Source organism: Methylomicrobium sp. Wu6 (genome assembly GCF_035916875.1).
Classification (GTDB): Bacteria; Pseudomonadota; Gammaproteobacteria; order Methylococcales; family Methylomonadaceae; genus Methylomicrobium.
On sequence record NZ_JAXUHN010000014.1, the window covers coordinates 1 to 6518 of the forward strand.

Consider the following 6518-nt stretch of genomic DNA (forward strand, 5'->3'; position numbering starts at 1 on the left):
TGAAATACGAGTGGCTGCCATTCCAATCGTTTACACCTACCGAACTTGAGGAGGCTATCGATGAAATCGGCGCTGGTTTTGGCTCTCAATACCAATTTACTTTCTGCTAAGCACTTATATATATTTATTACTTACTTAAATAATGTGGGGACGTGGGGACGAATGACCGTCAAGGCTTTGAATGGCAAGGCTTCCACGCGTCCCCTAATCCGACGCTCCGTCCCCAGAATAAAGGCCGCTATCTGATCGCTCGACACGCCTGTCATATTCGTCAATCCATTTAATCACCGACTGTTCCGCCCAACTGTCATTATTGCGAACAGCATACAAGTGGAGCTTTTCCCGTTTTCCGGTGGATCGCTTGCACTCCTTATATCCGCATCCCATTTCAGACAAAACCATAGCAATCGATTTTGCCGAATATTTATCTCGCATGACTTTGGCGACATGTTGCGCCCGCACACAGTCCACATTAAACGGATAATCCATTGCTTCGATCATATCTTCAAGCTGATGACGCAAAGGAGACTTACTCGTGGCCATCAACTCAGACTTGAAAGCCGTATTTGGTGCCGGCTTTTTCGGCTCGAATCCGCTGACATCCCTACAGAGTAGCCAGCGCACAACCTTGCCGTTTCCGCCGCCATCCAGCCAGCACGCCAGCTCCGTGTAATAACTAGCGCTCAACGGTTGAGCGTCCGTCCATATGGCGAAATAACGCCCGTCTCCCGCCGAGATATGAAGCGCGTCCCGGTAATTGCTCATAAAGATTGCTTGCACAATGTTGGGCGTCTCGTAGAATCCGCGACCGAACATTCGGACCCTTAACATATCCGGGGGTGCTGCCAGCATCGGCTTTAATTTGTTTTCAAGGTTTAACCCTTCAAACAGTTGAATTTCCTGGAATATAACAAGCTTGGCATGATTAAGATAATCGGTGTAAGTCTCCCGTAACTCGCCTGCCGGGGGCTCGCAGATGTTTTCCTCACCTAATCCGAACCGCAAAGGATTGAGCAACATGTCTTTGCCAACTCTCGACGTTCCCGCAATCACCAACGCATGATTAACTTTCACGTGTGGTTTCTGCAACACATAAGCCATCCAGTTTAAAATATGCTCCTGCTCTCCGGTATCTGGATACAAATAATTAAGATGCTCCAGCCAAGGCGTTACATCGGCTTCTGTGGCCGATTCTGGTAGCTCTACCCCTGGATCGCGCCAAAGATTCCAAAGTTTCGCCCCGCCGCGAATGATCGGGTTTTCGTGAACGCCAGGTAAATATATAAGCCCATCAACCTTTACCGCCTTTTCCGAACTCAAGAAAACGGTTGAGGGTTTGCTTTTGGTCATCCAATGCGCGTGCGCTCCGTTAAAACCTTGTTGCGTCAATTCGTTGCGGGTCTCGACATCGAAAATACGGTCACGATGGATAAGGTAAATGTACCGTGAATAAAAATCGGGCTGAATTTGAATTGACTCATCAATTACTTTATTTTTCGACCGTGGCAACTTGACGACGACATGACCGGGCTTTTTCACCTCATAGTCAGTCATCCACGGTCACCGCATCAATTCGCGTCATCAATCCGCGTTCCGGTGCGTACAAAACGAGTTTAGCGCCGGTTGCCAACAGCTCACCGCCGAGCGATACAATCCGGTCGAATTTTTCCAGCTTGCCGCATCCGGCAATCATCACATCGTGTTCGCCAGCGATCCGCCAATCGTAGGCAGATGGATCAGCGCCGGGCGGCATGACGACCTTGGCACCTGGAAACCAGGTGGTTAACTGTGCCCACTGCCAAGCATCGCTGCCGGTGCAGACAATCAATAGCAAACCATGAAGAGAAGTATTTAAATGTCGCGAATATGGGGGGCGTTTCTTCATGCCACCCCCCTTTGAATCTTCAAAATTTGTTTTTCAAGTTCGTACAACTGACCATCAGACCAGTTAGGAACGTGCCGCATGTGAATTATTTGATGAAGCAGAAGAATGCCATCGCCATCAAGATTGGCGATAATTCCCAGGCTCTGCTTTAAGGGCTTCATTCGGTATGTGCTGATAAAGGCGCCGGCTAAAAAAGCGCCAGTTTGACCACCTTGTTCTATACGCTGCAGCAATAACGCTTCGTCGATTTGCAAAAATTCAATATTTTGGTTCATTTTCAAATTACCTGATTAGAGTTTGCCATCGGTCCCCGACTCGACCGCAATCCGCGCGGCCACGCTGTTGAGTCTGGATAGATAAATCAGGCTTTTTGAGAATTGAACCAAGCCGCAAAACGCGACTCGTGCAGATAAAATTTCCTTGCCACCATAATAACGGCGCCGCTCTCGGCCAGACCGTTGCGATCTCGAAACCGCAAAAGCCAATTCAATTGCGCCTTGGTGAATTTATCCGCGTGCTTTTTTTGGAAATTGTCCAGAGACTGAAAGTCTTCAAGAGAGACTTCTTGAGGATGAATGCCGGTTAGCAATGCCTCCGGCTGGGTGATTGGTTTTTTTTGGGTCTGCATGATTTCACCTGATTTAGAAACATTTTGGAAGCGTTTCAAAACGCTGGCGTCATCATAGCTAGGGGAAATTTGAAAAGATTCCCCAAAAGGTGGCCGATTACAAATAAATTTTTTACTACATTCTTTTTAGCTCTCTGAGTATCTCTTTTGTGATGTCGTGATGGACAGACTCCTTAGATCTACCCACTGCTGCAAACACGATACGCAAGCAATTACATAATGGCCCATCTTTTGTTTGTGAGGGTTTGATCCCAAAACGCTTAAGTACAATGCCCAAATTCCAGGCTAGCCAGCGATCATTCGAAGCAGAGTTAGCGAGCTCCTCGAAATGGGCATTTTCCAGGTGTTTTAGGCTAATCTCGATAAAGGTAGGGATCAAATCATTATTCATCATTTCAAAATTGCTTTTATGGTCCCTGTCCCACCTTTCTTGCACAATTTGTCTTGCTGGATGATCGGCTGGCGTGCTTTCCAGTTCCCAATGATAGCGGTTTAAGTCATGTATTCTGTCGAGAAAAGCAGAACCCACCATTTTTTTGGTTTCGGCATAATAAGCATTTTCAAATATACTCCAAATCTCGTGGCATCTTGAAATTTCAGCAAGCTGTCCGACTTTGTTTTCTTTCTCTTGAAGGTCAAGCAATGTCTCTCTCATATCACCAGTCGTAGGCGATAACTTATCTCTTCGATACTTCATGCTTAAATAGCGATCTTCAACATCAACAATGGCGGCCACGAAGTCAGGATCATCAAATTTATCTAATAATTTAGGTACGTTACGTACGCTTTTTTCTAACCGACCATGGTTATTTTTTTTAGATGGCAAATGTCCAGTTAAAACATACTCCGCATAATCCTTGTTAATAACAGCATAGGGCTTATCGCGCCACCAACCAGCATTGCCAGCAGAATCCCACCTGACTTCACCTTTGGGCTTACGTTCTTTACTACGCGCCATAAAACACCTCTCAAGTGCCCGCTCTCACAGAAAGGAACCAAGCCAGGCGGGTGAGAAATCCGCTTTTCGGGAGCTAACCTAGGCTTGGTAAACCGATTTAACGCAGTTTAGTCGGGGGTACCGTCTTCATCGCTTTTTTCTTCCTTCAAATAAAGAAACAATTCGTCCAAAGCCTCAGCCGCAGAGTGGATGCCATCGGCCAGCGCAGCTATAACAAATTGGTCCTTCATGGTTTCATCGGCCCAAGCCTTTTCGGAAATCATCCGGCTTAGTTCTGCGATGGTGTTTTGATGTTTGTACATTTGATGTCTTATACTCATGACTTCACCGCCTTGGTCATCACTCTTTCGACCAGTTGAGATTTATGTTCAGTGGAAATATGGGCATAGCGTTGCGTAGTCTGAATCGATTTATGCCCCAGGACTTGCCCGGTTTCGTACAGAGTCGCGCCATTCATCACCAGCAGGCTTGCCGCGGTGTGGCGTAGGTCGTGCCAACGAAAGTTATTGATGCCGGCCTCAGTCATCGCCCTCTTCCAATGCTTTTTGAAATCGAACGGAACTTCCGGCTTGATCTTGCTGGCGAATAGCAAGCCATTGCCGATTTGCCGGAAGGGCCGCAGCTCGTCCATGACGAAGGAAGGGATGGGATTGAATCGGCTCTCGCCGTTTTTGGTGTCGGCCAGGTAAGCCAGGTTTTTGTTAAAATCGATGTCAGACCAGCGCAACCAGATCAGCTCCGAAAACCTCATGCCGGTAGTCATTGCCATCAAAACGGCAAGATGCAACTTGTCCCAGTCCGATTTTTTGCAGGCATCGAGCAGGCGTTCACGCTCCGCGTCATCGAGCCAGCGCACCCGCATGTTTTGAACTTTACGCGGGGGCACTCTGAGCACGGGGTTAACGGTCGTGTAGCCTTCACCGATAGCGTACTTGAACACCGCCGACAACACGGTTCGATAAAGATTGACGGTTTTGGGTGAACGCGTGCGCGAAATGGTGGCTGTTTTGCCTTTGGTGTCGCCGCGCCCGTTGCCGCGCATGCAGCGCCCCGATTCAACGAGCTTGAGCTGTTGCCGGATCAGATCGGCGGTAATGTCGGCCAGCTTTTCATTGCCAAACATTTCAACCCAATAACGCGCTATCGGAATTTGAGTGTCCGATTTTCCGTTCCATTGCAGAACATATTCGTCGACCAGTTCTTGAAAGCGCATAGCCGCACCCCGGGTGCCTAACGCCTCCATCATTTCCTGATCGGCTTCGATGCGCTTGGCCCAGGCGATTGCATCGCGCTTGAGGGTGAAGGTTTGCGACTTGAGCGCCTCGCCGCGCTTGGTGATGATCGCCTTATAGACGGTGCCGGTTTTGCGTTGGATTTTGCGGATCGTCGCCATTACGCCCCCTTTGCCGCAGCATCGCGGAATTGCGGCAAGGCGTAAACGGTCAAACCGGCATAGCGCGCCAATGCGGTTAATTCCTCCGGCCCTTCGCAGTAAGGCTGTTTCTCTTTCAGCCAGGCCAATAGCTTGGTATTCGCTTCCAGTGAAGCGATTTGCTCAAGCCTTGGCTCCGCGTCTAATCTGGCGTAATTATAAAGTCGAATGGTTTCCTGGACGACATAACCGTCATCCGCATGAATGCCGAAAATGTCAGCAAACTGTTTGACTTGCTCAAAGGATTGAAACGAAGGAGATGCCAACAAATGGCTTGGCTCGTAAACGATGTAAAAACTCACGACATCGGAGGGACGCCGACCGCATGACGGGCAACAATCCGAACTAGAAACCTGAACAGAAAAGCCGCAATACCGGCAAGGTTCTTTTTTGTGAGATTTGGATAAATCGCCGAACGGCGAAGAGGGGGTACGGCTTTGAGTTGATGAAGGATTCATAACGCCTCCTATGACCTTCGGGCAAGTGATATGCCCTCTGAAAAACCCACATGTGCCCTATTTGGTGCCCTGTGGACCGTTTTTCAGCGTCATAACCGATGGCGTTTGAAAAAAAATCCTTATTTTTCAATCAGTTATTTGGTAGCGGGGGCAGGATTTGAACCTACGACCTTCGGGTTATGAGCCCGACGAGCTACCAAGCTGCTCCACCCCGCGATTGATTCTACGTATTATAAAGACTTTTAAGTTTTTGGCAACTAAAATCTGGTACCTTTAGTAAAGATTCGTTTACATATCGCCAAAACGCCACGGAGAACAGCGATCCGCCGGCATGACGCTCAATGCCCAGCCAAATGGCGAATCAAGCCCTGCTCTCCGCTTTTCATCACACGACTATGATTCCAAACAAACAGCGGCCGCGCGACTCCGGCTACCAGCTTCATCCACGCTTTGACGAGCGAGACATTCCAGACAAAAATCAGCTCGGTCGCTGCCTCGTTTTCCCGATAGGTCATCGAACAATTACCGCTGCCAATTAGGTCACCCGTCACCTGGACCGCAAGATAATGATAAGTCCGCATCTTCGTAACACGCAAATCGATCGCCAGATCATAGGGCAAACAGGTACGCCAGAGATAGCGCCTGACATTGTCAACGCCTGATGTTGCGTTGCCCGCCGCCGTTTCTTCGACCCTCGCGACATACCGCCACCAGGACGGCCACCGCTCGGTCGCAATCAGACAACACCAGACCTGCTCGACCGGCGCGGGAATCAGCCATCGTGTCGTTAACGAAAAATCGGACGTTCGCACAAATTATCAGCTCCACGCCGGTTTAGGATTTGGCGGAATATAGTTTTCCGAAATTCAGTTACGATTAGCGTGCAATCTCAAACAACTTATTTCGAAACACGGGCAGTTTTCAGAGTGCATTTAGCACGGACTCAAATCCCTGAGTCAAGCACACCCCATATCTGCTTAACCGCCGCACGATTTTTAAATTCAGCAGAATACGCTCCAAAAACCCGGGGCCTGCCTTGCTAGTGTCTAATTGTATAAAAATACGATAGATATATAATCCTCTGAAAATTGCAGAGGAGTTATCGATGGGGCGTATTGCTAAGGTGGTTAAGTTGAGCCAACAGGAGCGCGTAGAGT

At 48.6% G+C, this 6518-nt stretch carries 9 protein-coding genes and 1 tRNA gene; all 10 read right to left on the reverse strand.

Annotation, left to right across the window (positions count from 1 at the left end):
* Positions 1-204: 204 nt before the first annotated feature.
* On the reverse strand, positions 205-1554 hold the full coding sequence (locus U2W12_RS00420) for a primase-helicase family protein (protein ID WP_326498702.1): 1350 nt from the start codon (positions 1552-1554) through the stop codon (positions 205-207).
* Positions 1547-1885 (reverse strand): hypothetical protein, encoded by a 339-nt coding sequence (locus U2W12_RS00425; RefSeq protein WP_326498703.1) that lies wholly within the window; start codon positions 1883-1885, stop codon positions 1547-1549. Before U2W12_RS00425 ends, U2W12_RS00420 begins: the two co-directional genes overlap by 8 nt.
* The gene (locus U2W12_RS00430; protein ID WP_326498704.1) at positions 1882-2160 is read right to left on the reverse strand and encodes a hypothetical protein; all 279 of its coding nucleotides are present in this window, start codon (positions 2158-2160) and stop codon (positions 1882-1884) included. The genes U2W12_RS00425 and U2W12_RS00430 overlap by 4 nt, the downstream gene beginning before the upstream one ends.
* An 86-nt stretch (positions 2161-2246) precedes the next feature.
* Entirely contained in the window at positions 2247-2552 is a 306-nt protein-coding gene (locus U2W12_RS00435) for a hypothetical protein (RefSeq protein WP_326498705.1), read from the reverse strand.
* 76 nt (positions 2553-2628) lie between these two features.
* Positions 2629-3471: a hypothetical protein gene (locus U2W12_RS00440; protein WP_326498706.1), complete on the reverse strand. Its 843-nt coding sequence runs from the start codon at positions 3469-3471 to the stop codon at positions 2629-2631.
* Between the two features lie 107 nt (positions 3472-3578).
* Positions 3579-3773: a hypothetical protein gene (locus U2W12_RS00445; RefSeq protein ID WP_326498707.1), complete on the reverse strand. Its 195-nt coding sequence runs from the start codon at positions 3771-3773 to the stop codon at positions 3579-3581.
* A gap of 14 nt (positions 3774-3787) precedes the next feature.
* The gene (locus U2W12_RS00450; protein ID WP_326498708.1) at positions 3788-4864 is read right to left on the reverse strand and encodes a site-specific integrase; all 1077 of its coding nucleotides are present in this window, start codon (positions 4862-4864) and stop codon (positions 3788-3790) included.
* The gene (locus U2W12_RS00455; protein ID WP_326498709.1) at positions 4864-5361 is read right to left on the reverse strand and encodes a hypothetical protein; all 498 of its coding nucleotides are present in this window, start codon (positions 5359-5361) and stop codon (positions 4864-4866) included. The genes U2W12_RS00450 and U2W12_RS00455 overlap by 1 nt, the downstream gene beginning before the upstream one ends.
* A gap of 139 nt (positions 5362-5500) precedes the next feature.
* Positions 5501-5577, reverse strand: a tRNA-Met gene (locus U2W12_RS00460).
* A gap of 122 nt (positions 5578-5699) precedes the next feature.
* Positions 5700-6173 carry a polyketide cyclase / dehydrase and lipid transport gene (locus U2W12_RS00465; protein WP_326498710.1) on the reverse strand — a complete coding sequence of 158 codons (474 nt, stop codon included), beginning with the start codon at positions 6171-6173 and terminating at the stop codon, positions 5700-5702.
* Between the last annotated feature and the right edge of the window lie 345 nt (positions 6174-6518).

Coding starts and splice junctions, on each gene's coding strand:
- U2W12_RS00425 (WP_326498703.1), bottom strand. CDS start 1,885: ATGAAGAAACGCCCCCCATATTCGCGACATTTAAATACTTCTCTTCAT.
- U2W12_RS00455 (WP_326498709.1), bottom strand. CDS start 5,361: ATGAATCCTTCATCAACTCAAAGCCGTACCCCCTCTTCGCCGTTCGGC.
- U2W12_RS00450 (WP_326498708.1), bottom strand. CDS start 4,864: ATGGCGACGATCCGCAAAATCCAACGCAAAACCGGCACCGTCTATAAG.
- U2W12_RS00445 (WP_326498707.1), bottom strand. CDS start 3,773: ATGTACAAACATCAAAACACCATCGCAGAACTAAGCCGGATGATTTCC.
- U2W12_RS00420 (WP_326498702.1), bottom strand. CDS start 1,554: ATGACTGACTATGAGGTGAAAAAGCCCGGTCATGTCGTCGTCAAGTTG.
- U2W12_RS00440 (WP_326498706.1), bottom strand. CDS start 3,471: ATGGCGCGTAGTAAAGAACGTAAGCCCAAAGGTGAAGTCAGGTGGGAT.
- U2W12_RS00430 (WP_326498704.1), bottom strand. CDS start 2,160: ATGAACCAAAATATTGAATTTTTGCAAATCGACGAAGCGTTATTGCTG.